Annotated in this window: 20 protein-coding genes; 5 read left to right on the top strand and 15 right to left on the bottom strand. The window is 64.4% G+C overall.

Annotated features, from left to right (window positions below; all coding sequences use genetic code 11):
- Position 1 precedes the first annotated feature (1 nt).
- The gene (locus O987_RS00840) at positions 2-1192 is read right to left on the bottom strand and encodes an efflux RND transporter periplasmic adaptor subunit (RefSeq protein ID WP_043370490.1); all 1191 of its coding nucleotides are present in this window, start codon (positions 1190-1192) and stop codon (positions 2-4) included.
- 341 nt (positions 1193-1533) lie between these two features.
- Between O987_RS00840 and soxR the strand changes: the two genes are divergently transcribed.
- Positions 1534-2004: a redox-sensitive transcriptional activator SoxR gene (soxR, locus tag O987_RS00835; protein WP_043002921.1), complete on the top strand. Its 471-nt coding sequence runs from the start codon at positions 1534-1536 to the stop codon at positions 2002-2004.
- 7 nt (positions 2005-2011) lie between these two features.
- On the opposite strand, the gene hutG is transcribed toward soxR, so the two are convergent.
- The 8 genes from hutG to O987_RS00795 form a co-directional block, all read right to left on the bottom strand.
- Positions 2012-2827 carry an N-formylglutamate deformylase gene (hutG, locus tag O987_RS00830; protein ID WP_043370488.1) on the bottom strand — a complete coding sequence of 272 codons (816 nt, stop codon included), beginning with the start codon at positions 2825-2827 and terminating at the stop codon, positions 2012-2014.
- A gap of 41 nt (positions 2828-2868) precedes the next feature.
- Positions 2869-4293: a formimidoylglutamate deiminase gene (locus O987_RS00825; RefSeq protein WP_043370486.1), complete on the bottom strand. Its 1425-nt coding sequence runs from the start codon at positions 4291-4293 to the stop codon at positions 2869-2871.
- A gap of 42 nt (positions 4294-4335) precedes the next feature.
- Positions 4336-5496, bottom strand: coding sequence for a histidinol-phosphate transaminase (locus tag O987_RS00820; protein WP_043370485.1), 1161 nt, complete (start codon positions 5494-5496; stop codon positions 4336-4338).
- A complete protein-coding gene (locus tag O987_RS00815; protein ID WP_043370483.1) occupies positions 5493-6881 on the bottom strand; it encodes an FAD-binding oxidoreductase in 1389 nt (462 codons plus the stop codon). The genes O987_RS00820 and O987_RS00815 overlap by 4 nt, the downstream gene beginning before the upstream one ends.
- Positions 6882-6905: 24 nt before the next feature.
- On the bottom strand, positions 6906-8168 hold the full coding sequence (hutI, locus tag O987_RS00810; RefSeq protein WP_043370481.1) for an imidazolonepropionase: 1263 nt from the start codon (positions 8166-8168) through the stop codon (positions 6906-6908).
- 139 nt (positions 8169-8307) lie between these two features.
- Positions 8308-8874: a HutD family protein gene (locus O987_RS00805; RefSeq protein WP_003059689.1), complete on the bottom strand. Its 567-nt coding sequence runs from the start codon at positions 8872-8874 to the stop codon at positions 8308-8310.
- A gap of 171 nt (positions 8875-9045) precedes the next feature.
- Positions 9046-10767, bottom strand: a complete 1722-nt coding sequence (gene hutU, locus O987_RS00800) for a urocanate hydratase (RefSeq protein ID WP_003059691.1) — start codon at positions 10765-10767, stop codon at positions 9046-9048.
- Positions 10768-10798: 31 nt separating this feature from the next.
- Positions 10799-12271, bottom strand: coding sequence for a purine-cytosine permease family protein (locus O987_RS00795; protein ID WP_043370479.1), 1473 nt, complete (start codon positions 12269-12271; stop codon positions 10799-10801).
- Positions 12272-12416: 145 nt separating this feature from the next.
- Here O987_RS00795 and hutC (O987_RS00790) point away from each other — a divergent pair, with 145 nt between their 5' ends.
- Positions 12417-13133, top strand: a complete 717-nt coding sequence (hutC, locus tag O987_RS00790) for a histidine utilization repressor (protein WP_003059695.1) — start codon at positions 12417-12419, stop codon at positions 13131-13133.
- 140 nt (positions 13134-13273) lie between these two features.
- Here the strand turns inward: hutC (O987_RS00790) and hutH are convergent, their stop codons facing one another.
- The 6 genes from hutH to O987_RS00760 form a co-directional block, all read right to left on the bottom strand.
- Complete coding sequence (hutH, locus tag O987_RS00785) at positions 13274-14833, bottom strand: histidine ammonia-lyase (protein WP_043370477.1); 1560 nt, start codon at positions 14831-14833, stop codon at positions 13274-13276.
- A 67-nt stretch (positions 14834-14900) separates the two neighbouring features.
- Positions 14901-15668 (bottom strand): histidine utilization repressor, encoded by a 768-nt coding sequence (hutC, locus tag O987_RS00780; protein ID WP_003059699.1) that lies wholly within the window; start codon positions 15666-15668, stop codon positions 14901-14903.
- Positions 15669-15678: 10 nt separating this feature from the next.
- Complete coding sequence (locus tag O987_RS00775) at positions 15679-16458, bottom strand: ABC transporter ATP-binding protein (RefSeq protein ID WP_003059701.1); 780 nt, start codon at positions 16456-16458, stop codon at positions 15679-15681.
- Complete coding sequence (locus O987_RS00770; protein ID WP_043370475.1) at positions 16458-17321, bottom strand: ABC transporter permease; 864 nt, start codon at positions 17319-17321, stop codon at positions 16458-16460. Before O987_RS00770 ends, O987_RS00775 begins: the two co-directional genes overlap by 1 nt.
- A gap of 17 nt (positions 17322-17338) precedes the next feature.
- Positions 17339-18307 (bottom strand): ABC transporter substrate-binding protein, encoded by a 969-nt coding sequence (locus tag O987_RS00765; RefSeq protein WP_034363122.1) that lies wholly within the window; start codon positions 18305-18307, stop codon positions 17339-17341.
- Between the two features lie 261 nt (positions 18308-18568).
- Positions 18569-19501 (bottom strand): LysR substrate-binding domain-containing protein, encoded by a 933-nt coding sequence (locus O987_RS00760; RefSeq protein WP_080731421.1) that lies wholly within the window; start codon positions 19499-19501, stop codon positions 18569-18571.
- On the opposite strand from O987_RS00760, the gene O987_RS00755 reads away from it, so the two are divergent.
- The 3 genes from O987_RS00755 to hutC (O987_RS00745) are packed head-to-tail and all read left to right on the top strand — an operon-like array spanning position 19480 to position 22731.
- Positions 19480-20769 (top strand): CaiB/BaiF CoA transferase family protein, encoded by a 1290-nt coding sequence (locus tag O987_RS00755; RefSeq protein ID WP_200879585.1) that lies wholly within the window; start codon positions 19480-19482, stop codon positions 20767-20769. The genes O987_RS00760 and O987_RS00755 overlap by 22 nt on opposite strands.
- A gap of 32 nt (positions 20770-20801) precedes the next feature.
- Entirely contained in the window at positions 20802-21950 is a 1149-nt protein-coding gene (locus tag O987_RS00750; protein WP_043370471.1) for an acyl-CoA dehydrogenase family protein, read from the top strand.
- 46 nt (positions 21951-21996) lie between these two features.
- The gene (hutC, locus tag O987_RS00745) at positions 21997-22731 is read left to right on the top strand and encodes a histidine utilization repressor (protein WP_003059711.1); all 735 of its coding nucleotides are present in this window, start codon (positions 21997-21999) and stop codon (positions 22729-22731) included.
- Positions 22732-22804 lie beyond the last annotated feature (73 nt).

Below are 22804 nucleotides of genomic sequence, written 5' to 3'. Positions count from 1 at the left end.
CTTACTGCGCAGCGGCGGGCACGGGCTGCGCGGCCGCCGATGCCACCGGCCTGGGATTGACGGGCATGCCGGGGTAGTAGATGCGCTGTACGCCGCCCACCACCAGCCGGTCACCCGCTGCCAGGCCTTTTTCCACCAGGCGCCGGCCATCGACCATGCGCCCCAGCGTAAGGTCGCGGCGCTCGGCAAGATTGCCTTCGCCCACCACATAGACGTACTTGCGGTCCTGGTCGGTGAGCACGGCCTTGTCGTCGATCAGCAGCGCCTGGGGCTCGGCCTCCTGCCGCTGCGGGCCGCTTTGCATCTGCACGCGTGCGAACAGGCCCGGCGTCAGCATCCGGTCGGGGTTGGCCAGGCGCGCGCGCAAACGCATGGTGCCCGTGCCCGGCTGGAGCTGGTTGTCGCTGAAGTCCAGCGTGCCCGCATGGGCAAAGCCGCTGTCGCCGACCAGGGCGACACGCACCGCGCGGCCAGGGCCGCTCAGGCCGGCTTTCTGGTAGCGCAGAAAGCTGTGCTCGTCGGCATCGAAATACACATACACCGGGTCCTGCGAGACCAGGGTGGTCAGCACGCTCTGGTCGGCCTGGGCCATGTTGCCCACGGTGAGCAGGGCGCGGCTGGCACGGCCCGTGATGGGCGCACGCACCTCGGTGAAGTCGAGCTGCAGCCGTGCGGTGGCCAGCTCGGCCTCTGCCGCACGTACCTGGGCCGTGGCCTGGGCCAGCGTTGCGGCCCGCGTGTCGGCCTCCTCGCGCGAGACCGCATTCTCGGCCACCAGCTGGCGCGCGCGCTGGTCCTGCGTCTGCGCCAGCCCGGCAGCGGCACGCGCGCGTTCGAGCTGGGCCTGGGCGCTGGCCAGGGCCGCGCGGTAAGGCCGCGGGTCGATCACGAACAGCAGCTGGCCTTTCTTCACCTCCTGGCCTTCGGCGAAGGCGATGCGCTCGACATAGCCCGACACGCGTGAGCGCAGCTGCACCGACTCCACGGCCTCGATGCGGCCGTTGAACTCGTCCCAGGGGCGTATGGCCTGCAAGGCGACCTCGGCCACCTGCACCTCGGGCGCGGGCGGCGGGCCGTTGCCGGCATGGGCATCGCCCGCGCCGGGACGGCCGCAGCCTGAAAGCAGGACCAGCGCCGCGAGGCCGCCGGCCAGCAGCAAGGGCCGCAGCGGCGGCGTGGAATGGACTGACATATGGACTCTCCCTGAATGAATGCGCCCGCCCTGCTGGCGGCAGCAGGCCTGACGGAACGACCGCCTCTGCCGATAAGACGCAGGAGCGGCCATGCTTGTGACAAGCATTGGCAGGTGGCTGGAAGAGATTCAATAAAGATAGCTGCTATCGCTTTTTAATAAACGACTTCAGGCATAAAACCACCTGAAATCATTTTTCATCAAGCGGATGCAGCTATGAATAGCAGAAGAACTCCGACCAGCGCATGGGCCGTTGATTGCGGCTCCACCGGCTATCGATCACAATGGCGGCATTCTTCAAGTTCAAGTTAACTTGAAGTCAAGCTCCGGAGAAAGACATCATGAAAATTGAGGATGATCCGCTGATGAGCATCAGCGACTTCGCCCAGCGCAGCGGCGTCAACGCATCGGCATTGCGCTACTACGAGTCGCTGGGTCTGATCGAATCGGTGCGAAGCAGCAGCGGAAGGCGGCGCTACCACCGTTCGGGCCTGCGGCGCATCGCCTACATCGTGTTTGCGCAGCGCGTGGGCTTCACGCTGGAGGAGATCGCCGCGCAGCTGGCGCGGCTGCCGACGCGGCATGTGCCCACGGGCGGCGACTGGCAGAAGATGTCGCGCATCTGGCAGCAGCGGCTGGACGAGCGCATCGACGAGCTGCAGCGCCTGCGCGACAGCCTCAACCAGTGCATAGGCTGCGGCTGTCTGTCGCTCAAGGTCTGCAGCATGTACAACCCCGGCGACCAATGCCAGCGTGGCGGCCCGGGGCCGCGCCGCTGGCTAGGCGACGAGCTGCAGGCCGAGGGCCACTAGCCTCGGCTCAGCGGCCGCTGGCTTGGGCGAAGGCCAGCACGGCCTGCAGCAGACGCTGCATGGTGGGCTGGATGCGGGCCGCAACCTCGGGCAGGTAGTCGAATGGCATCTGCTCCTGCATATAGCTGGACTGCGTCATCTCCAGCTGCACGGCGTGGAAGCCCTGCTCCGGCTGACCATAGTTGCGCGTGATGAAACCGCCCTTGAAGCGGCCATTGAGCACGCTGGTGTGGTCCGGTGCCTGCCGTGCAATGTCCAGCAGCTGCTGGGCCAGCGCCGGCGCGCAGCTCTTGCCGTCGGCGGTGCCCAGGTTCAGGTCGGGCAGCTTGCCCTCGAAAAAGCGCGGCAGCACCGAGCGGATGCTGTGCGCATCCCACAGCATGGCCACGCCATGCTGGCTCTTGATGCGATCGAGCTCGGCGCGCAGCTGCGCATGATAGGGCTGCCAGTAGAGTTCGCGACGGCGCGCGACTTCCGCCTCGTCGGGCTCCAGGTCCTTGCTGGCATAGAGAGGCTTGCTGTCAAAGCCGTCAACCGGGCACAGCCCGGTCACACTCTGGCCCGGATAGAGGCTGGCACCATCGGGCGGACGGTTCAGATCGATGACATAGCGCGAATGCGTGGCAGCCAGAATGGATGCGCCCAGTGCCTTGGCGAAGTCGTAGAGCTGCGGCATGTGCCAGTCGGTGTCATGGACTTCGCGCCCTTCGGGCGTGAGCTTGGCCGCAATGTCGGCCGGCACATGGGTGCCGGTATGCGGCATGGAAATCAGCAGCGGTGCCGTACCCTGGTGAAAGACAAAGGGGGCGATGGCTTGGCTCATGGAGCGTCTCTCTTCTGTCAAAAATCTGAATGCAGCCGCCCTCAGGCGTTCTGCAGCAATGCCTTGCGGGTCTGCACAAAGCCTTGCTGAGCGACTTCGTGCAGCGCATGACGGCCTGCCTGCACGCGCTGCTGGCCGCGAACCCAGACTTCGGCAATGGCCGAAGTGCGATGGCTGGCAAACACATGGGCCGCATGACCGCTGTCGGCAGGCAGCCCGTTGAGGGCCACATGGCGGGCATCGAGCACCACGAAGTCGGCCTGCTGGCCCACGGCCAGACCGGCAATGGCGCGGCCCGACGCCTGGGCACCGCCGGCCACCGCCTGCAAGGTCATGGAGGTCGCCACCTGGGGCTGGGCGCCGCCGCCAAGCACATTGCGCTGGCGCAAGCTCAGGCGCTGGCTGTATTCGAGCATCAGCAGCTCTTCGGCGGCATTCACCGAAGCATGGCTGTCCGAGCCAATGCCCCAGCGGCCGCCATGCCTGAGCCACAGCGGCATGTCGAAGATGCCGTCGCCGAGATTGGCTTCGGTGGTGGGACAGATGCCGGCAACGGCCGCGCTGCGTGCCGCGCCAGCATATTCCTCGGGCGTCATGTGCGTGGCATGGATCAGGCACCAGCGCGCATCGACGGGAGCATGGTCGAGCAGCCATTGCACGGGGCGCTGACCGCTCCAGGCCAGGCAGTCATCCACCTCCTGGGTCTGCTCTGCGATATGGATGTGCACCGGAGCCTTGGGCAGCAGGGCGTGCAGGCCTGCGAGCGCGGTCTTCAGGCTGTCCGGCGGCACGGCGCGCAGCGAGTGCGGAGCCAGGCCCAGAGCTGCCTGCTGCGCCCTGGTCACGGGCTCCAGCTGCTGCAGCAGGCAGAGCATGCTGTCCGTGCTGCGGATGAAACGGGCCTGGTCCTCGCGAGGCGGCAGGCCCCCGAAGCCGCTGGTCTGATAGAGCACGGGCAGCAAGGTCATGCCGATGCCGGTCTTCTGCGCCGCGCGCAGCAGCGCCAGCGACAGGCTGGCATCGTTGGCATAGGGCTTGCCACCGGCATCATGGTGCACATAGTGGAACTCGCACACCGAGGTATAGCCCGCCTCCAGCATCTCCAGGTACAGCCAGGTCGCAATCGCCTCCAGCGCCTCGGGCGTCATGCGATTGGCAAAGCCGTACATCAGCTTGCGCCAGCTCCAGAAGCTGTCCTGCGCCTGACCGCGAAATTCGGTCAACCCGCCGAACGCGCGCTGGAAGGCGTGCGAGTGCAGATTGGGCATGCCCGGGATCAGCGGGCCGGCCGCCTTGGCGGCGTCCTCCGCCTCCCCGGCCTCGCCGCTTTGCGGGTCCACATCGGTCAGCACTTCGGTCAGCTGGCCGCTCTCGTTCCAGCTCAGCAGGACATTGCGCGCCCAACCCGTGGGCAGCAAGGCGTCTGCGGCAAACAAGGTACGCGAAATGGATGAGGATGCAGTCATGGTGATGGTCTCTATGAGGCGGAAAAGATCAAACCGCGCAGCTCATGCAGTCACGCGCTCAGTCTGCTCCATCGCAGCGAGCAAAGCCAGAACAAAACGCGCGTTGTCCTTCTCGGTACCTATGGATACGCGCAGAAAATTCTCGAAACCGGGCTCCTTCCAGGGCTTGACGATCACGCCCTGTCTGAGCAGCGCCTCCGTCACCGGTGCATTGGGACGGCCCAGGTCGAGAAACAGGAAGTTGGCTACCGAAGGCGCAATGCGCAGGCCTTGCAGCGGCTGGCCCGGCCCTGCCAGCGCCAGCAGCTGTCTGCGCAGATCCTCGCGCAGCGCCACCGTGGTCGCCACGCCGCTGCGCATGTGCGCAGGATCGTTCCAGGCCGCCAGCGCCGCGCGCTGGGCCGCCATGTTCACGTTGAAGGGCGAGCGCACCTTGTCCATCAGGCTCACCAGCTCGGCGCTGTCGGCCATGCCGTAGCCCACGCGCAGACCGGCCAGGCCCCAGGCCTTGGAGAAGGTGCGCAGCACGATCCAGGGCCCGACCCGCGCATCCAGCATGGCCAGCACATCGGGATAGTCATCGTCATGCAGCGCGTATTCGTAATAGGCCTCATCCACCACCAGCACGGTGTTGGCGGGCGTGGCCTCCAGCACCTTTGCAAACTGCGCCGCATCCATCATGCAGCCCACGGGGTTGGACGGGTTGGGCAGGAAGGCGATCTTGGGGGCCTTGGCCACGGCAGCGCACCAGGCGCCCAGATCGAAGCCCAGCTCCTCGTTCAGCTCGAGGAGCTCGACCTCCGCGCCCATCATCTTTGGATAGATTTCGTGCAGGCCGAACACGGGACGCTGGGTCACCACCAGATCGCCGGGGGCGAGAAAGACCTCGCAGAGAATCTTGATCAGGTCTTCCGAGCCGTCGCCGAACACCAGACGCCCGGCGGGCAGCCCGGTGCGCTCGGCAATGGCTTCGCGCAAGGCCGTGCAGTTGGCATCCGGATAGTTGCCCACATCGTTGGCCACCTCGGCAATCGCCCGGCGCACCGAGGCGCTGGCACCGAAGGGATTTTCATTGCTGGCCAGTCGCGCGATATCGGTCACGCCATAGCGCGCCCGCACCGCTTCATTGGACAGGCCGGCGTTGTACGCGGGCAGCGGGCGCACCTGGGCGCGGGCCAGCGAGGCCACCAGGGAATTCGTCATAGATCAAACACCTTTCCGGGATTCATCAGGCCCATGGGATCGAGGGCCAGCTTGATGGCCCGCATCGCCGCCAGCTCTGCGGGCGTGCGGCTGTTGCCCAGATAGGGCTTTTTGTGCAGGCCGATGCCGTGCTCCGCGGAGACGCTGCCCTGCATCTCGCCCACGATGCGGTAGAGAAGCGCCTCCACCTGCTCGCATTCGCCGTTGACGGTCTTGCCATCCACCGAGACATGGAGGTTGCCGTCGCCCACATGGCCGAAGTACAGCGCCTGGTGAGCGGGCCAGCGAGTGGCAAAGGCCTGCATGCAGGCCTCGGCAAAACGGCCGATGTCGGCCTGGGGCAGGCTCACATCGAAGTTGATCGCGGGATGCATATTGCTGTTGAGCTCGGCAGGTGCCTCGCGCAGCTTCCACAGCTGCTGTACCTGGGCGACCGACTGGGCCACGATGGCATCGAGCACCTCGCCGGCCTCCATGGCCTCCTCGAGCACCTGCTGCACATCGCCTTGCAACTGCGCCTCGTCCTTGCCGTCCACATTGATCAGGGCCAGCAAGGGGTAACGCTGTTCAAAAGGCGCAGCGAGCTTGAGCCAGGCCATGGAGGCCTGCACAAAGCTGTCCCACATCAGCTCATAGGCCGCGACGCTGTTGCCGAAGTGCGATTGCATGCGCTTGAGCACGGCCAGCGCCGAGTCGAAATCGGGCATGGCCACCAGCGTCGTGGCCGTGGCCTGCGGCGCAGGACGCAGGCGCAGCAGCACGCGCGTGATGATGCCCAGCGTGCCTTCGGCACCGATGAAGAACTGCTTGAGGTCGTAACCCGTGTTGTTCTTGATCATGGGGCGCAGCATGGGCAGCACCGTGCCGTCGGCCAGCACCACCTCCAGGCCCAGCACCTGCTCGCGCATCATGCCGTGCTGCAGCACGCCGTTGCCGCCCGCGTTGGTGGAGACATTGCCGCCGATCTGGCAGCTGCCGCGAGCGCCGAGATCCACGCCGAACACCATGCCGACATCCACGGCCGCCTCCTGCACGGCTTGCAGGGTGACGCCGGCCTGCACCTGCATCAACCCGGTCTGGGCATCGATGTCCTCGATGCGGTTCATGCGATCCAGCGACAGCGCGACAGCGCCCTCCGTAGGGACTGCGGCACCGGCCAGCCCGGTCAGTCCACCCTGCGGAACCACCGCAATCCTGTGGGCGCTGCACAGACGCATGACGGCGCTGACTTCCTCCGTGGTGCGTGGGCGCACCAGCGCCAGCGGTTGCTGGGGCGGCGTGCCGCTCCAGTCGGTGCGGCTACGCTCCGGCGTGTCATTGCCGCGCAGCGCCACATCGGCGCCCAGGGTGGAAATCAGTTCATTGAGAAATTGTTCGTGAGACATCAGCAACCTTTCGCGCTCCCCGCTTCAGGCTTTGGCTTGCTGCGCAATCCGGCCCTGGCGCACCACCGTACAGTCAGGCTTGCTGCCAAACCAGTAGGCCAGCTCTGCAGCCCGCTGCACGGGCCAGAGCACGAAATTGGCGGGACGGCCCACGGCAATCAGGCCTTGCTCGTCCTGCAGGCCCAGAGCATGCGCAGCGTGCCGGGTGATGCCGGCCAGAGCCTCGGGAACCGTCAGACGGAACAGCGTGCAAGCCATATTGGCCATGAGCAGCAAGCTCAAGCACGGGGAGGTACCCGGATTGTGATCGGTAGAAACGGCCATCGGGACCTTGGCAGCTCTTAAACCTTCAATGGGCGGCACTTTGGTGTCGCGCAGCGTGTAGAAGGCCCCGGGCAGCAGCACGGCCACGGTACCGGCCTTCTTCATCTCGGTGATGCCGTGCTCGGACAGGTGCTCGATATGGTCGCATGACAGGGCGCCATAGCGGGCCGCGAGGGCGGCACCCTCCATATTCGACAGCTGCTCGGCATGCAGCTTGACGGGCAGGCCCAAGGCCTTGGCCGCTTCGAAGACCTGCTCGGTCTCGGCCAGCGAGAAGGCGATGCGTTCGCAGAACACGTCCACGGCATCGATCAGGCCTTCGGCGGCCAGCGCCGGCAGCATGACCTGACAGACCAGATCCGTGTATTCCTGGCTGCGGCCAGCATACTCTGGCGGCAGCGCATGGGCCCCTAAAAAGGTGGTGCGCACGGTCACGGCACACAGCTCGCCCAGGCGCCGTGCGGCACGCAGCTGCTTGCGCTCGTGTTCCAGGGCCAGGCCGTAGCCCGACTTGATCTCTATGGCCGTCACGCCCTCGGCCAGCAACTGTTCAAGACGCGGCAGCGCCAGCGCCACCAGCTCGTCCTCCGACGCTTCGCGCGTGGCCCTGACGCTAGAGACGATGCCGCCGCCGGCCCGGGCCACTTCTTCGTAGCTGGCACCGGCCAGGCGCATCGCGAACTCGTTGGCGCGCTCGCTGCCATAGACCAGATGGGTGTGGCAGTCGATCAGGCCCGGCGTGGCCAGGCGCCCTGCGCCGTCGTGCCTGGGCAGCGCCTGGTATTCGGCAGGCATGGCATGCTGCGGTCCCACCCAGACCATGCGGCCTTGCTGCACCACGATGCAGGCCAGCGTGCCTTCGGGAATATCCGCCACCTCGGAGACATACAGCTCCGGCGCCAGACGCAGGTTGTGCCAGCAGCCGTCGGCGGAGACTGCGGGATGGGGATTAGCTTGCGCCATGGCGATGCTCCTCGTGTTCGATGACGACAATCCAGGCCATGAAACTCCTGATTTCATAGCTACCAGCGCCTGCCCCTTTTAACTTTTCAGATCAATCTTCATTGAAGTGTCCGGTACATAGGCGCAAGCTGCTCCTGTTTCAGGTGTGCGCTGTCAGGCTGACCAGGATCAGTCTGGCATCCTCGCCTTGCGCCACCAGCGACTCGGCCCCGGTACTGCTCCACCACAGGCCCTGACCGGTCTCCAGCACCCGGCCGTCGGCAGCTTTCCAGCTGCCCTGCAGCACCATGCAAAGTCCTGCAGCGCTCAGCCCCACCTCGGCCTGGCCGGCGAGCAGCTCCAGCCGTGCCGACCATTGTCCACGCCGGGTCATGACATTGAAATCGCTGGACGGCCCGCCCTGCAGATCGCAATCGAGAGCCGTATCGCCCGAAAAGGCGAAGGGCTGCCAGCGATCGGTCAATGCGTGCTCGACCTGGCCCTGGACGCTGTGCAGCCGCACCCCGTCGCCATCGAGCAGCATGATCTGGCGGTCTATGCCCGGGAATGCCGAAAACGGGCCGGCCTGGGCAATCGTGGCCACGCTCACGCGCCAGCCAAAGCTGTCCATGCCCGCGCCCTGCGGCCAGCAGGCAATCTCGCGCGTGCTGCCGCCCCCGTTCTTCCACGGGCTGGGCGCAATCTGGTTCAGGTCAAAGCGTTGCATCGATCAAAAGCACAAAAAACTACCACAAAACGCAGCTTAAAACTGGCACGGCCCAGACGAGAGACAGCGAGGAAGGGCCGCCCCGCAGCGAGGCTGTCGTCCCCCTCCCGCGCAGCGAGAGAGGGGGAAGGCGTGGGGCCGCCTAGGCGTAAGCGCCTCAGGGGGTGACAGTTACTTCACCATCGGCAGATTCAAGCCATGGCGCTTGGACGCTTGCACGGCAATCTCGTAGCCTGCATCGGCATGGCGCATCACGCCGGTGGCGGGATCGTTCCAGAGCACGCGATTCAGGCGGGCCGCAGCCTCGTCCGTACCATCGGCCACGATCACAACGCCGGCATGTTGCGAGTAACCCATGCCCACGCCGCCGCCGTGGTGCAGGCTGACCCAGGTGGCGCCGCCCGCCGTGTTGAGCAGGGCGTTGAGCAGCGGCCAGTCGGAGACGGCATCGGTGCCGTCCTTCATGGCTTCGGTCTCGCGGTTGGGGCTGGCCACCGAGCCGCAGTCCAGGTGGTCGCGGCCGATCACGATGGGCGCCTTGAGTTCGCCGTTCTTGACCATTTCATTGAAGGCCAGGGCCGCCTTGTGGCGCTCGCCCAGACCCAGCCAGCAGATGCGCGATGGCAGGCCCTGGAAGGCGATGCGTTCCTTGGCCATGTCCAGCCAGCGGTGGGTGTGCTTGTTCTCGGGGAACAGCTCCTTGATCTTGGCGTCGGTCTTGTAGATGTCCTCGGGATCGCCGGACAGCGCCACCCAGCGGAACGGGCCCTTGCCTTCGCAGAACAGCGGACGGATGTAGGCAGGCACAAAGCCGGGGAAGTCGAAGGCGTTCTTCACGCCTTCGTCCAGGGCCACCTGGCGGATGTTGTTGCCATAGTCCACCGTGGGAATGCCCATGGCCTGGAAGTCCAGCATGGCCTGCACATGCTGGGCGCAACCCTGGGCGGCGGCCTTCCTGAGCGTGGGGTGCTGGCCGGGGTCGGCCGCAGCGGCGTTCCATTGCTCCACGGTCCAGCCCACGGGCAGATAGCCGTTGATCAGGTCGTGGGCAGAGGTCTGGTCGGTCACGATGTCGGGACGGATGCCGCCGGCCTTGGCGCGCCTGACCAGCTCGGGCAGGACTTCGGCCGCATTGCCCAGCAGCGCGATGGAGACGGCCTCGCCCTTTTCGGTGTGATGCTTGATCAGGGCCAGAGCGTCGTCGATATCCTTGGCCTGCTTGTCCACATAGCGGGTGCGCAGGCGGAAGTCGATGCTGGACTGCTTGCATTCGATGGCCAGCACGCAAGCGCCGGCCAGCACGCCGGCCAGCGGCTGGGCACCCCCCATGCCGCCCAGGCCGGCGGTGAGGATCCACTTGCCGGTCAGGTCGTTGTTGTAGTGCTGGCGACCGGCCTCGACAAAGGTCTCGAAGGTGCCCTGCACGATGCCCTGGGCACCGATGTAGATCCAGCTGCCGGCCGTCATCTGGCCGTACATGAACAGGCCCTTCTGATCGAGCTCGTTGAACTTCTCCCAGTTGGCCCACTTGGGCACCAGATTGGAGTTGGCCAGCAGCACGCGCGGCGCATCGGGGTGGGTCTTGAACACGCCCACCGGCTTGCCCGACTGGATCAGCAGCGATTCGTCGGCCTCGAGCTTCTTGAGCTGGGCCAGGATCTCGTCATAGCACTCCCAGTTGCGAGCCGCGCGGCCGATGCCGCCGTAGACGACGAGCGCCTTGGGGTTCTCGGCCACATCCGGGTCCAGGTTGTTCTGGATCATGCGATAGGCCGCTTCGGCGAGCCAGTTCTTGCAGTGCAGCTCGCTGCCGCGGGGAGCGCGGATTTCTCGGCTGGCGTCGTAGCGGGGATCTTGCTTGGCCGCGCTGATGATGGCGTCGTTGGCGTTCATGGTCGTATCCTTCAAGAATGGGTGGGAGGATTCAGCCGGCTTGCACGGCGTAAGTGGCACCAGCAAAGTTCCTGTCTGCGCCTGTGGTCGCGGCAGGAGCCGGGCTGGGGTAAATCATCTGGCCGGGCACATTCATGCTTCTCCTGGCCAGCGGGTAGTAGACGAGCGAGGTGACGATCAGGCTCACGATCCAGGAGATGTCGGCACCGTTCATGGCCTTGGCCAGCGGACCCACATACATGGCCTGGTTGATGAAGGGAATCTGCACCACAACGCCCATCACATAGCAGGACAGGGCCGTCCAGTTGTAGGCGCCATAGCGGCCCTGGCTGTCATAGAGCGCCGGGATGTCCACTTTTTCCTTGGAGACCAGGTAGTAGTCCACCAGATTGACGGCGCTCCAGGGAACGAAGACGGTGAGCAGCAGCAGCACGAAATTTTTGAACGTGGCCAGGAAGTTGGAGCTGGCCATCAGGGCCACCAGCACCGTCACCAGCACAAAGCCCAGGATGTAGAGCAGGCGCGATGTCGCGGTGAACTGCGTTTTCCGGTTGAAGGCGCTGACCGTTGTCAGCACGGTCATGAAGCCGCCATAGGCATTGAGGCAGTTCACGGTGAGCTTGCCGGTGACGATGACCAGGTAGATCACCACCGCCAGCGGGCCAGCCAGCTGGCCCATGAAGCCGACCTGGTTCTTGATGAAGTTGGCGCCCAGGGCGGCGACCAGCACGCCGAAGGTCATGGCCAGTTGCGAGCTGATGACGCTGCCGCTGAACGTGGTCCAGAAGGTGGCGGCGGTCGAGGTCCTGGTGGGCAGATAGCGCGAATAATCGGCCACATAGGGGGCAAACGTCATCTGCCAGCCTGCCGACAGTGCCATGGCGGTCAGAAAGCTGGCCCAGGTGAAAGGCTTCTGGCCGAACGCCGAGACCACATCGAACTGTTGGCACAGCTGCCAGGCCAGATAGCCAAAGCCCAGAATGCCGACCACGGTGGAAATGCGTCCCACCACATGGATGAGCCGGTAGCCCACCACGGCGACCAGGGCCGTGAGCGCGCCGAAGATGATGATGCCGACCGCAGGGCTGTGGAAGCCGAACATCAGATTGATGGCCTGACCCGAGAGCACGGTGCCCGTGGCGGCGAAGCCCACATACATCAGGATCACCAGCACCAGCGGCAGGGCTGCGCCCTTGACGCCGAACTGCACGCGGCTGGAGATCATCTGGGGCAGCCCCAGGCGCGGCCCCTGGGCCGAGTGCAGCGCCATGACGATGCCGCCGAGAATGTTGCCGATCAAAAGACCGAGGATGGCGGTCATGGCTTCGGCACCGAACACCACGGCCAGGGCGCCGTCCACCACCGCCGTGATCTGCATGTTGGCACCGAACCAGAGGGTGAACTGGCTGGAGGGCGTGCCATGGCGCTCGCTCTCCGGAACCATGTCGATGGTTCTGCTCTCGATGGCGCCAGAGGAACCCAGCGTTGCTGTATCAATACTCATGAAATTGCTCCGTCAATCCCTCTGGATGTCTCTTATATGTCCGAACAACTTTCAGTAATTTCCATAAAGTTGTCTATACGAATTTTGTGATTTACTCCTGCCAACGTCAATCATCTAGACAGCTTTTCTAATCCAAACAAACCCTATGTCGCGAACCGATACCACCGCCGCCGTACCTGCGTTCCAGCGCATCAAAGACCATGTGCTGCAGCAGATCCACAGTGGCGTATGGCAGGAAGGCCAGGCCATTCCCAGCGAGGCTGCGCTGGTCAAACAGTTCAATGTGGCGCGCATGACCGTCAACCGTGCCTTGCGCGAGCTCAGCGACGAAAAGACACTGACGCGTGTCCAGGGCTCGGGCACTTTCGTGGCCCAGCAGAAGTACCAGGCCACCCTGGTCGAGCTGCGCAATATCGCCGACGAAATTGCGGCTCGCGGCCACCGCCATCGGGGCGAGCTGCAGCGTCTCGAGCGCTGCAAGGTCGACACCGCCCTGCTGCGCCAGTTCGAGCTGAACGCCGCCCCCCATCTGTTTCACTCCGTGGTCGTGCACTTCGAAAACGATGTCCCCATCCAGGTCGAAGACCGCTATGTGAACCCGGCCGTGGCTCCCGACTATCTGAGCCAGGACTTTGCAAGCCAGACGCCGAATGCCTATCTGGTGCGCGTGGCTCCGCTGCAGGGCGTGAGTTTCTCCATCGAAGCGAGCATGCCCACGCCAGAGGTGGCAGAGCTTTTGCGCATGGAGGTCACCGAACCCTGTCTGGTGCTGCGCCGCAGAACCCGCTCCCAGGGCCAGGTGGCCTCGGTTTCGGCCTTGTGGCACCCGGCATCGCGCTACCAGTTCGCAGGAAATTTTTGATCCCCCTGAGCGGCTGCGCCGCTTCCCCCCAAGGGGACGGCGCCCTCGCTGCGAGGTGGCGCGGCCGGCTGAGGCTCTTGCTTGGCACCCCTGGCCTGCGGCACCGGCGATTTTTGCGATGTGGGTTGTAGGCAGCAGTTTTAGCGCTCCGTGCTTGGCAGAATGTTCTGCAACACCTCGGGCCAGGCGGTTTCCAGCGCCCACAGTCGCATGATTTCGATATCGGGCGCCAGGTAGCGGTCCTTGTCCAGATAGGGCACCTGACTGCGGATCAGCGCGTACTGCTCCTCGATCAGCGGCGAGCTCTTGAGTCGGCGGTCAAAGTCCATGCCCTGGACTGCGGCCATGGCCTCGACGCCCACGATCACCGCCGTGTTCCTGGCCATGTCGGCCAGGCGACGCGCACCATAGGTGGCCATGGAGACATGGTCTTCCTGGTTGGCCGACGTAGGCAGGCTGGTCACGCTGCTCGGGTGCGCCAGGCACTGGTTTTCGGCCGCCAGGGCGGCCGCCGTGACCTGCGCAATCATGAAGCCCGAGTTGACGCCGCTGTCCTCGATCAGGAAGGCCGGCAGGCGCGACAGTCCGGTGTCCAGCAGCAAGGCCATGCGACGTTCGGAGATGGCGCCGATTTCAGCGATCGCCAGCGCCAGGATGTCGGCCGCAAAGGCCACGGGTTCGGCATGGAAGTTGCCGCCCGAAATCACGTCGCCGTTGTCGAACACCAGCGGATTGTCCGAGGCGGCATTGGCCTCTATGACCAGCACGCGTGCAGCATGGCTGAGGTTGTCCAGGCAGGCGCCCATGACCTGCGGCACGCAGCGGATGGAATAGGGATCCTGCACGCGTCCGCAATTGGGATGCGAGGGGTCGATGGCACTGCCGTCCAGCAGGCCACGCACGGCGGCGGCCACGGCAATCTGCCCCTGCTGGCCTCTGGCCTCATGAATGCGCGCATCGAAGGGCTTGATGGAGCCCTGTATGGCTTCCAGCGTCAGGCAACCGGCCACCAGGCCTGCGGCCAGCACGCTTTCGGCCTGGAACAGACCCGCCAGCGCCAGCGAGGTGGAGACCTGGGTTCCATTGAGCAATGCCAGCCCTTCCTTGGGGCCCAGCACAAAGGGCTCCAGGCCGATATGTTTCATGGCTTCACGGCCGCAGACGATCTTGCCGTCCACCTTGGCCTGCCCCTCGCCGATCAGCACGCAGGCCAGGTGCGACAGCGGCGCCAGATCGCCCGAAGCGCCCACCGAACCCTTGGAGGGAATCACGGGCAGGACATCGGCATTGGCCAGAGCCAGCAGCGCGTCCACCAGCGCCGTGCGGGCTCCCGAATGCCCGCGGGCCAGACTCACGGCCTTGGTGGCAAGCACCAGGCGCACCACATGGTCCGGCAGCGGGTCACCCGTGCCCACGCTGTGCGAAAGCACCAGATTGCGCTGCAGCTCGGCCAGACGCTCATGCGCGATCTTGGTCGAAGCCAGTTTGCCGAAACCGGTGTTGATGCCGTAGACCACCTGGTCTTCATCGACGATGTGCTGCACATGTGCCTCGGCCTTGCGCATGGCGCCATAGGCAGCCTGCGCCATGCTGAGCTGCACGCCGCCGTCCTGAATGCGGCGCAGCTGAGCCAGCGTGAGCTCGCCGGGATGCAGTTCCAGTTCGGAGTTCGAGAGCTCTTGGGTGGTGGTAGTGTTCATGGCTATACCTGTCTATACAGTCAAGAGAAACAAAAACGTACTGAGGGATTCAAGGGCCTGGCCGGGATCAGCCGCCGTGCACTGAATCGGTTCGGAAACGGCTACCGAGTCGGTAGCGCATGCCTGGATGCACGCAATGCACCCAGGTGATCGGGACGCCGCGCAGCCAGGTACGGCGCGTGAGCATCAGGCAAGGCTGGTCGATAGCCATCTGCAGCAGCCGGGCCTGTTCGGCCGTCGGCAAGATCGCATCGACCACATGTTCGATCTGGTCGTACTGCACATTGCGCACCAGATAGACCGAGGGCTGCACGGCAGAGAAATCCTGGTCCATGAAGTCAGGGACCAGGCGCGGGTTCACATAGCGGTCTTCGATCTGGACCGGCAGCTCGTTTTCGAAGTGCACGCCGTGCAGGTGAAAGACCGAGGCGCCGACCGCGAGATCCAGCGCCGCAGCGACTTCGGGCGAGGCGGACTCGCGGCGCATATCGAGCAGCTCGAAGCGATGATCGTGGCCGCGCTGGGTGATCTCTTCACCGATATTGGCAATGCGCAGCAGGGTCGATTGCGGCTTTTCTTCGGCCACGAAGGAGCCGACCCCCGCCACACGCACGATCACGCCCTGCTCGGCCAGCTCGCGCAGGGCGCGGTTCACCGTCATGCGCGCCACGCCGAACTCGTTGACCAGCTCCTGCTCGGAAGGCACGCGCGCACCGGCCGCCAGCGAGCCGTCGCCGATCTTGCGCAGCACATGGTCCTTGACCTGCTGATACAACGCGAGCGGCATCTGGGCTGCAGGAGCCGTTTTGCGCTGGGCAGGATCTCGGACATTCATGATGCAGGCCTCAGTGAACAGCCGCAGCCAGTGACTCGGCGCGAATCTCTTCCGTCAACCGGGCCTTGAGCTCCATGAACTCGGGCGAGGTCTTGACGGTGTAATGCCGAGGGTGCGGCAGATGGACCGGGATGTCTGCCTTGATGCGGCCCGGACGCGCACTGAACACGGCCACGCGATTGGCCATGAAGATGGCCTCATCGATATCGTGGGTCACGAACATCACCGTCTTGCGCTCGGCCTCCCAGATGCCCAGCAGCAATTCCTGCATCAGCACCCGTGTCTGGTTGTCCAGCGCACCGAAGGGCTCGTCCATGAGCAGGATCTTGGGGTCGTTGGCCAGCGCGCGCGCGATCGCCGTGCGTTGCTGCATGCCGCCCGACAGCTGCTTGGGATAGTGATTCTCGAACCCGCGCAGGCCCACCTTGGCAATGAAGTAGTCGCTGCGCTCTTTCTGGACGGCTTCGCTCACGCCTTTCTCGCGCAGCCCGAAGCGAATGTTCTGCGCCACGGTCAGCCAGGGGAACAGGGTATAGCTCTGAAACACCATGCCGCGGTCGGCGCCGGGCTCCTGCACCAGCTTCCCGTCCAGCAGCACCTGCCCCGTCGTCGGGAAATCCAGACCCGCAACAATGCGCAGCATCGTCGATTTGCCGCAGCCGGAGGGCCCGAGAATGGTCACGAAATCGTTCTCCCGGACCTCGAAATCCACCGGCAGCAGCGCCTGGGTGCTGACGCCTTTGTGGCTGGTGAAGGTGCGCGAAACGCCTTGAATGGACAGCTGGTTCATCACAGGGAACTCCATTCGAACATGCGACGGTTGAGGGTTTTGAAGATGAAATCCGACACCAGACCGATGAGCCCGATGATGATGATGCCGAAGATGATCTGTCCGGTATTGAGCAGCGCCTGACTGTCGGTGATCATGTGGCCGATGCCCGAGGACGAGCCGATCAGCTCGGCAACGATCACATAGGTCCAGGCCCAGCCCAGAACCAGTCGCAGGGTTTCCGCGATGCCTGGAGCAGCACCGGGAATCAGCACCCGCTTGACGATGCCGGTATTGCTGGCGCCCAGGGTGTAGGCGGCCTCCACCAGATCCTTGCGCGCACCGCCCACGGTCACGGCCACCATGAGGGTGATCTGGAACACCGAGCCGATGAAGATGACCAGCAGCTTCTGGGCCTCGCCCACGCCGGCCCAGAGGATCAGCAGCGGAATAAAGGCCGAGGCGGGCAGGTAGCGGCAGAACGAGACAAAAGGCTCGAAGAACGCCTCCACGGGCTTCCAGGCCCCCATGGCAATGCCCAGCGGCACGGCCACGATGCTGGCCAGGATGAAGCCGCCCATGACGCGCCATACGGTCATGCCGATGTCATGGTGAAAGTCGAACTCCGTGAACAGCAGAATGCCTTCGCGCAGCATCGTCAGCGGGCTGGCGAGAAAGGTCGGCGAGACCAGTCCGCCAAAGGTGACGGCCGACCAGATCAGCAGGAACAGCAGGAAGAAGCCCGTGCCCAGCAGCCATTTGGCCTTGGGGCTGACAGGCTCCAGAGGGGCCATATAGCGCCGGCGAGCCGGCCTCACGGAAGGCGATGCCACCTGAACCGATGCGGGTGATGCAGACTTGATAGAAGGTGATACCGCTTCCATGTGCAACCTCTTTGCGCTTACTTGATGAAGCTGGCGTCGTACATGACGCCGTAGTTCTCAGGAATGCTGCGAATCACGCCGGCTTCCTTGAGGATGGCGGCAGACTCCTTCATGAAAGGCAGCAGATCGCTGGCAAAGAACTTCTGGTTGGCCTCCTTGTCCGACCATTTCAGAAAGGCTGCCGACTTGCCGAACTGCTCGCCGCTTTGCTTGACGGCTGCGCCCATGATTTCGTAGCTCTTTTCCTTGTCGGAGTTGATCATGGCGATGGCATCGAAATAGGACTGGGTCAGCGCCTTGGCGGCTGCCGTGTTGGCCTTGAGCCACTTGGGGTCGCAGCCCACGGTATCCATCACCATCGGGTAGTCGATGGTGGTGGCCAGAATCTTGCCGGCGCTGGGGTTGGCGCGCACCGTGGAGAGATAGGGCTCATAGGTCATGGCCGCATCGTTCTGCCCGGAGACAAAGGCCTGGGCCGCAGGCTGGGGCTCCAGCGACACGGTCTTGATGTCCTTCATGGTCATGCCGTTCTTGTTCAGCATCCAGGCCAGACCGAAGTAGGGAGCCGTGCCCGGCGCGCTGACGGCGACGGTCTTGCCTTTCAGATCGGCAAAGTTCTTGACGTCGTTGCGCACGGCAATGCCATCTGCACCATAGGACTTGTCCATCTGGAAGATCTGCACGATGGGCACGCCATTGGTGTTCCAGGCGACATGCGTCTCCACGGTGGTGGCGGCACATTGAACGGCACCCGAGGCCAGCGCCAGATGCCGGTCCTTCTGGGGAATCATCTTGATTTCGACATTGAGACCGTTCTTCTTGAAGATCCCGGCCTTGTCCGCCAGCGTCAGCGGCGCGAAGCCTGTCCATCCCGACATGCCCAGGACGATCTTGGTCTCCTGAGCCGCTGCATGTTGTGCAGCAGACACTAGAACGGTTGCGGCTAATGCCAGTTGCCAGATTGGAACGCGACGTGTCGATTTCATGAGACTCTCCTCGGTCGATGCCAGAGCAGTTCGGTTGTTGATGCGGACTTCAAGCGTTGCACCACAGTGCAGGCAGCGAAGTTTGCGGCTGCTGAACAAACATGTATATACAGGCTTACCCGAGCGCCATAGATGGCGGATTTCTCAGCTGTATAGACATGATTCAACAATCCACAAGAGCAAGCTATGTGCCAACTCGCTCGCCCACGGACCGCCTCCGCCGGCTCCTGGGGAGCGCACCAAAACAGCACCCGCGTTGCGCTAGTCGGGTGCAATCACGCTTTTTGCCACGGTCAGAAATGGTGCAATCAGCGCCGAGGCATTGCTCCTGGGCGCCGACAGCACCACGGCCTGCTTGGCGACGCGGCCCTTGATTCTTTTGCAGACCAGCCGCTTGCCGTCGTGGGTTCGGTCGAACACCGGCCGCGTGGTCAGAACGCTGACGCCATGCCCGTTGGCGACCATGGAGCGGACAAGCTCTATCGACGCCAGTTCATAGTTCACCGTGGGGACCACGCCCGCTTCCCGAAACAGCGAGAGAAAGTATTCGCGGCTCTGCGGCAGGTTGATCAGCAGCAACGGCGACTGGGCCAGCTCCGCCAGGCTCACGCTGGGCGCCGCAGACAGGGCATGCCTGGCAGGCAACAAGGCATAGGGCGGCAATGCGGCAACCGGGTGCATGGTCAGCAGAGGGCGGGCCAGGCCCAGGTCATATTGCAGTGCGGCATGGATCTCCCCGCGCTCCACTTGCCGCGTCAGGGAGGCGATGTCCCCTTCGATCAGCTCGATGTCGATGGACGGGTGGCGCTTTTGCATCTGGGTGAGCAACTGCGGAATCCACAGCGCGCCCAGCGTGCTCAGAAAGCCCAGCCTCAGCGTGCCGGAAACCGCCTGCTTGCGTGGCTCCTGAAGCCGTTGCGCAGCCTCCAGCAGGCTCAGGGCCTCCCGGCTTCTGGCCTGTCCTGCTGCGGTCAGGTCCAGTCCGACGGCATGTTTGCGCACGAACAACTGCTCGCCCCATTGGGCTTCGAGATCGGCAATCGCCTTGGAGATGGAGGGCTGTGAAACATTGATGGCCAGCGCCGCCCTGGCCGTGCTGCCGTGGCGTGCCGCAGCCACGAAGTACTCGAGCTGTCGCAGATTTATCTGAATCAATTTTTTAAATCCAGTGAATGGAAAATGAATATTTTCCATTGATTCATGTTTTAGGCAGCATGCAGACATCGCTTCAGATCAACAGCGGGAATCCCATGCCTGAATCCACCGAAAAAACTGCTTCCCGTCCACTGGATGGCATCCGCATCCTGGACTTCACCCGGGTTCTGGCAGGCCCCATGTCCACGGCCTTGCTGGCCGATCTGGGCGCGGAAGTCGTGAAGGTGGAGCCGCCCCAGGGCGACGACTACCGCGCCATCGGTCCCATGAAGAACGGGCAAAGTGCCTTGTTCACGGTCATGAATCGCAACAAGCAAAGCCTGGTGCTGGACCTCAAGCATGCGGACGCGGTCGCCGTGGTGCATGAGCTGGCCCGGCAGGTCGACGTGGTGGTCGAGAACTTCAGGCCTGGCGTGGCCGAGCGCCTGGGCATCGGCCCCGAAACGCTGCGCGCCCTCAATCCCAGACTGGTGTATGTCAGCGTCTCGGGCTTCGGCCAGACCGGCCCGCTGGCCCATCGGCCGGCCTACGACATCATTGTTCAGGCCATGAGCGGCCTGATGGAGGCCACCGGCGAGCCTCAAGGCGCGCCCACCCTGGTCGGCGAAGCGGTCAGCGATGTGGTTGCCGGCCTGTTTGCCTCCTGGGCGACACTGGCAGCCCTGCTGCAGGCGCAGAGAACCGGAGTCGGCCAGCATGTCGATGTCGCCATGTTCGACACCACGCTGAGCTTTCTGGCGACATCGATGTCGCGCTATCTGTTCACCGGCCAGCCTGCGCGGCGTGTGGGCAACCGGCATCCGCTCTCGGCGCCGTTCGGCGTCTACAGGGCACGTGACGGCCATTACGCCCTGGCCGTGCTCAACAAGAAGCTGTTTGACGCCACCGCAGCCGCCATGGACCTGCCCGAGCTGGCCGGCGATCCGCGCTTTGCCAGCGACGAAGCCCGCTCGGCCAACGAGCCCGCCTTGCGCGCCGCGCTGGAGGGCTGGAGCACGCAGCACGATGTCGCCGATGTGGTCGCGCGGCTGGAGAGCGCAGGCGTTCCCGCAGCCCCCATCTGGAATATCGAGCAAGCCCTGAATTCCGAGCAGATCCGCTCGCGTGGCCTGCTCTGCGAGGTCGAGGACGAACGCCTTCCGGGCCTGCAGCTGCCGACACAGCCCGTGCACTTCAGCGGCGCACTGCCCAATCGTGCGCAACGCGCACCGGCCCTGGGCGAGCACACGGAGCTGCTGCTGCAAAGCTGGCTGGGCCGCAGCACGGACGCCATTGCCGCCTTGCGCGAAGCAGGCGCCCTGGGTTGATTTTGATAGCAAGAAAACAAGGAGAGACCGCCATGTCATTGATCCGTCTGGGCGCGACCGAAGAAGATCAGGCCGTTGCCGATGCCGTTGCACGCTTTGCCGAGGAAACCCTGGCGCCCTTGGCCCAGGCCATGGACGAGGAAGCCTTTTCCGCCACGCGCCATGTGCCCGGCCTTTCCGCGCTGGGCGTTATGGGCATGAATCTGCCGGAGCGCTTCGGCGGGCCGGGCGTCACCCCCACCGCCATGCTGATGTCGCTGGTCGCCATCTCGCGTGCCTGTGCAGCGACCTCGTCCATGATCGGTGCTCACTACCTGGGAACGGACGCCGTTCTCATCGGCGGCGACGAGGCGCAGCGCGAGCAATGGCTGCCGCGCTGCGCCAGCGGGGAATGGCTGGCGGCCTTCGCGCTGACCGAGCCGCGTGGCGGCTCTCACCCTGCAGACATGCGCACCCGGGCCGTGCGCGACGGCGACGACTATCTGATCACGGGCGTCAAGCACTTCATCTCGAATGCGGCGGAGGCCCGCTTCATGGTCGTCTTTGCCAAGACCGATGCGGAGGCTGCGGCACGCGGAGTCAGTGCCTTCATCGTGCCGCGCGAACTGCCCGGCATACAGATATCGTCGCCCGAAAAGCTCATGGGCATCCGCGGCGGCCATGCTTTTGAAGTTTCGCTGGACGGCGTACGCGTCCCGGCGGCCAATCGCCTCGGCGCCGAGGGCACCGGCTTCAAGACCGCCATGAAAGTGCTGGACAACAGCCGCCTGGACGTGGCGGCGACCTCTCTGGGCATCGCCGAGGCCGCGCTCAAGGCGGCGGCCGGCTGGGCCAACCAGCGCATGGTGGGCGGCGAACCGATCGCCAGCAAGCAGGGCATACAGTTCAAGCTTGCCGACATGAAGCTGCGCCTGGAAGCTGCCTGGGGCCTGACCATGCAGGCCCTGGCACTGCGCCAGCAGGGGCAGCCCTTCACCCAGCAGTCGGCCATGGCCAAGCTGTTCGCCTCGGAGATGGTGAGCTTCGTGACCGACGAGGCGCTGCAGATCCATGGCGGCTACGGCTATACCCGTGAGATGCCGCTGGAGCGCTATGTGCGCGACGCCCGCATCCTGCGCATCTACGAAGGCTCTTCCGAGATTCAGCGCACCATCATCGCGCGCTCCGTATTGAACGCTTAGAAAGGCACAGCGGCACCCGGCCGGATTTGCTGGTGTAATCCACTCCATGGACAAACACTCTTCCATGTCGCTGCACGGGAAAATTCTCACCGAGATTGAACAGAACATTCTCAGTGGCCGCTGGCCGCCCGGCTATCGCATCCCGTCGGAGATGGAGCTGACCGTCCATTACCAATGCTCGCGCATGACGGTGAGCAAGGTGCTGAACAAGCTGGCGGAAGCCGGTCTGCTGGTGCGCAAGCGCAAGGCCGGAAGCTTTGTGACGCGCCCACAAACCAGCTCTGCCGTGCTGGAGATTCCAGATCTACGCCAAGTGGTGCTGGGCATGGGGCAGGAGTATTCGAGCAGGCTGCTCGGCCGCACGCAGCGGCGCAGCACGCGCGAGGACATGGAGGCCATGCGCATGGTCCGCCCGGCCTCCATCGTCCATGTGCTGTGCCTGCACATGGCGGGATCCCGGCCGTTCTGCATCGAAGACCGCCTGATCAATCTTGAATCCGTGCCGGATGCCGAGCACGAGCCGTTCACCGAACACAGCCCCAGCTCCTGGATGGTCAACCATGTGCCCTGGAGCTCGGCCGAACACCGCATACGCGCCGAGGCAGCCAGCGAGGAAACCGCCGGCCTGCTGGAGATCAAGCCCGGCTTTCCCTGCCTGGTGATCGACCGCCGCACCTGGACCGGGCAGCTGCCCATCACCTTTGTGCGCCTGACCTATCCCGCCGATCTCTACGAGCTGGATGCGCATTTTTCACCCTCCACCATGGGGCAGGCTGGCTGATTGCGCATAACCCGGCCCGGGCAGCGCGTCGGGTCGCGGCGCACAATAGGGCCAGTCCTGATGCTTGCATCTG

It is taken from the genome of Comamonas testosteroni TK102, assembly GCF_000739375.1.
GTDB classification, from domain to species: domain Bacteria; phylum Pseudomonadota; class Gammaproteobacteria; order Burkholderiales; family Burkholderiaceae_C; genus Comamonas; species Comamonas brasiliensis.
The sequence above is the reverse complement of the archived record's forward strand: the minus strand, read 5'-3'. Positions and strand labels throughout refer to the sequence as shown.